Origin of the sequence: Paracoccus sp. (in: a-proteobacteria) (assembly GCF_039808215.1) — a bacterium.
In the GTDB taxonomy this organism is placed as follows: Bacteria; Pseudomonadota; Alphaproteobacteria; order Rhodobacterales; family Rhodobacteraceae; genus Paracoccus.
This window is the reverse complement of the sequence record NZ_JBDHSP010000149.1, coordinates 1-3,185: the sequence shown is the minus strand read 5'-3', so window position 1 is coordinate 3,185 and position 3,185 is coordinate 1. Positions and strand designations below refer to the sequence as shown.

The 3,185-nt window shown below is 62.3% G+C and carries 2 protein-coding genes and 1 pseudogene; 2 read left to right on the top strand and 1 reads right to left on the bottom strand.

Annotated features, from left to right (window positions below):
- Positions 1 to 79 (bottom strand): annotated as a pseudogene (locus tag WMK75_RS18785) (DUF2924 domain-containing protein); the annotation flags it as partial.
- 572 nt (positions 80 to 651) lie between these two features.
- On the opposite strand from WMK75_RS18785, the gene WMK75_RS18780 reads away from it, so the two are divergent.
- Positions 652 to 2,859 carry a hypothetical protein gene (locus WMK75_RS18780; RefSeq protein WP_347269099.1) on the top strand — a complete coding sequence of 736 codons (2,208 nt, stop codon included), beginning with the start codon at positions 652 to 654 and terminating at the stop codon, positions 2,857 to 2,859.
- A gap of 93 nt (positions 2,860 to 2,952) precedes the next feature.
- A partial coding sequence (locus WMK75_RS18775; RefSeq protein ID WP_347269098.1) for a hypothetical protein occupies positions 2,953 to 3,185 on the top strand: 233 nt, incomplete at its 3' end.

Sequence of the window (3,185 nt, the reverse complement as noted above, 5' to 3'; positions counted from 1 at the left end):
GCCATTGCTGCTTCAGGTCGGGCGTCGGCGTGGCCTTCAGCGCGGCCAGGCGCGCGGGGATGGGATCGTGGGTCGTCATGCATTTCTCCGGTGCGTTGGAGTTGCATGACGGCATCGGTCGGCCGGATAGTGTAGGCAACTTTCTCCGGTTTTGTCAGATACTTCTCTGCCGTTCCGCATCCGCAACCGGACCAGCCCGAGCGCCAGCAGGCCGCACAGTTCCGTGCGGCGCTCGGCGGGCGTCATCAGGTCGGGCGGCAGCGGGTTCGGGCGTTTCATGTCGTGGGCGGCCGCGATCAGTGGTGTCGTTACCGATCAAAAGCCACGCGGCAGCCCGAGATGGGACGTGCGAACAGATAAAGAACATTACCTCTTGCCCATCGTGCTTTCGTCCGCGATTATCGCAGGTTGAATCAATCACGAGCAGATGATCGTTGGGGTGAATCCATGGCGTGCAAAGCAACTCCGATCGGTCCCCATGTCCTGGCACTGATCGAGGAAGCGCGCGTGGATCTTGCCCAAGCGGTTCTTGCTGTCCGGGAGGAAGGTGATGTTGCCCTCAGTCCCCAGAGGCGACATCGCAGTGTCAAGGTCCGAGCACGGTGCCGCGATCGCGATCTATAGCGCAAATCAGCATTTCCGGAGATTTATATGGTACGCGCCCCGGCCAGAACCTGCCCCAATCTTTCCCGGCTATTCGACGATGCAGAGCCGAAGCTGCTGTCCGGATTTCTTGAAAGCAAGGCTTTCGAGAGGCTGAACTGGCTTGCTTCCTACAAGTTCGATCCGGACAACCCGGACGGTCCGTCGCTTGCCAGGAACATGCTGCCGCAGGAAAAGAAGGACCGGCTGGGCCCGCTCGAAGCTGAAGCAGCCCGGATCGTCACAATCGCGAGCGACCGCGGCGAGTATGTCCTCGAAGGTCTCGCCAATACCTCGCTCGAACCCGACCGCGCCAAGGAGCTTCTCAACCAGCGGGACAAGCTGGCGCGCAGCCTGTGGGCCTTCGCAAACGAACACGGCTTGTTTGAAGCGGCGGAGAACAGCCTGCACCTGCGTCTCTACCGGCGCTATGACAAACACTACCAGACCTTCATGGCCGACCCTTCGGTCGACGGGGGGCCGGACGCCGGCAGCGCATTACTCGAAGAACTCCTGGTCGACCTCAACAAGCGCCTCGATCGTGGCGACGGCTACAGCATCGACAAATTCGATATCCCCGAGGATGGCGATGAACCGGCTGCGGAGATGTACCTGCTGTATCATCCCGATCCGCCCACGAGCGTTCGGGAGATCGACGACGACGGCAATCGGTCGAGTATCTATTTCCGCCCGCCCGGAGAGGCGATGATCGTCTACACGCCATCAACCGGGCGGGTGCATGTCCGTGCTGGCAACCGAAAGCTCAGGCACACCATCGCCGAGCGATTCATCGAGACGGCTCTCGATCAGACTTATTCCAACCAACCCGTCGACTTCCAGGCCTACGACATTTCGCAGTTCCTGCAGGGGCTCGATCTGGAGCAGCCGGAACTCGACGACGTGGTGATCGACCGCGCGCAGGTAATCCGCGCTGACATCAGCATCGGGAATCTCGCCAACCGCCTCTCGCTTTCCACCACGATTGATCAGAACATCTCCGAGATCATCGACAGCCAGCCGGGCCTCCCGAGGATTTTCGAGCGGGCGCTTGCAATCCGCTTTGTCGAGATTGTGGTCCGGTATCGCCGCGCGGGACGGGATGAGGCGCAGACCCTCGACTTCACGCTCACCGACCGCAACACGAGCAGCCTTCTCAGCCTCGACGACCCCTTCGAACGGGTTCTGGGGCATCGCCTGCTTCGACACTGGAAGATCCTCCGTGAGGGTCGCGCGCCGGGCGACGAGGAGAGCATGGCTGTCATGCCCGCCTTGCTGGCCATCTGGGACATCGGGGCAGACAGCGTCACCGGCGCATGGCTCCAAGCTCGTGGTGTCGATCCGGGCCTCCTGACCGAGCTGGGCTTTCTCGTGCCCGCTGGCTGGGAAGGCGACGACCTGATCGACGATGAAGACGAGGTCGGCCCGGTCGCAGCCGAGGTGGTTGTCCGGGTCGAAAAGGGAGATGCGGAGGAAGAAGACCGCAAGGTGGCCGACCTCAGGGTCACCGAAGGACAGGTGACGCCTGCTGGCAACCCGGATCGTTACAGGATCTATCGAGTGCGTGACGGCTGGGTCGCGCAACACCTGAAGGAACGTCTCGAACAGGCGCTGGATGCGCCCGCCATCGAGAAGTTGACCGACCACCTCTTCTACCTTGGAACGCTCGGTGTCGATGGCGGGGATGTTCCGATCTACCTTGCGCGTGGTCTCGACCGGGAGAAGGTCCGGTCGGCCGTCGATACGGAACTTCGGACGCGCCACAACCTCGGTATCGGACTGGTCCTGCAGGCCGGTAACGCTTCCGGGCCATGTCTGGCGGCAAACGTTCTGACGCCGCTTGCCGATCAGATCGACGATGGTCAGTCCGAAATCGCACTGGTTGCAGACAAGCTCCGGTCCGTGTTTCGGCGGCATCGGATACTGGCCCGTGGTGGCCTGACTTTCGGACTTACCCGCAGCGGCGATGACATCGCAACCCTCTTCGTTCCAGGGAAAGGCAGCATCGACATCAGGGGCGAAAACCGCATCGGAATCATCCAGCGACTGGTCGACGCCCACAACAACGGCCCGATGCCAATGGCGACCAAGGATCTTGTCAAAGGCATCGCCGCAGACCAGTCCCTGTCGAACATCTTCAAGCAGCCGCTGTGGGACAAGCTGAAGGCCAACTTCCTGAGAAGTCTCGGCGCCAAAGGGCCTTGGGAAATCGCCATCTGACGGCTGGCTCCGATCCGGCTCCGATTGGGGGGTCTGACGGGCTCCGATTCTTCAGGCCAATGGGAGTGCTCACTCAGTCAGAGGAGCATTCCAATGCCGACTCCCTTCCCCTCGCGCCAGGCAGCCCCGACGAGCTGGTCCGGCGCCGCGAAGACCAAGCCCACCACCTCCAACTCGGAATGGCGCTGCACGCGCTGTGACAAGCTGCTCGGCGTCTGCCGGGACGGCCGCATGCACCTGCGCTTCGCGCGGGGGCACGAGTATCTCGTGGGCTTTCCGGTTCAGGCCACCTGCCGCGGCTGCGGCACGCTGAACAACGCGACCGC

Excerpts from the sequence above, each read along its gene's own strand:
- WMK75_RS18780 (WP_347269099.1), top strand. The coding sequence starts at position 652 with ATGGTACGCGCCCCGGCCAGAACCTGCCCCAATCTTTCCCGGCTATTC.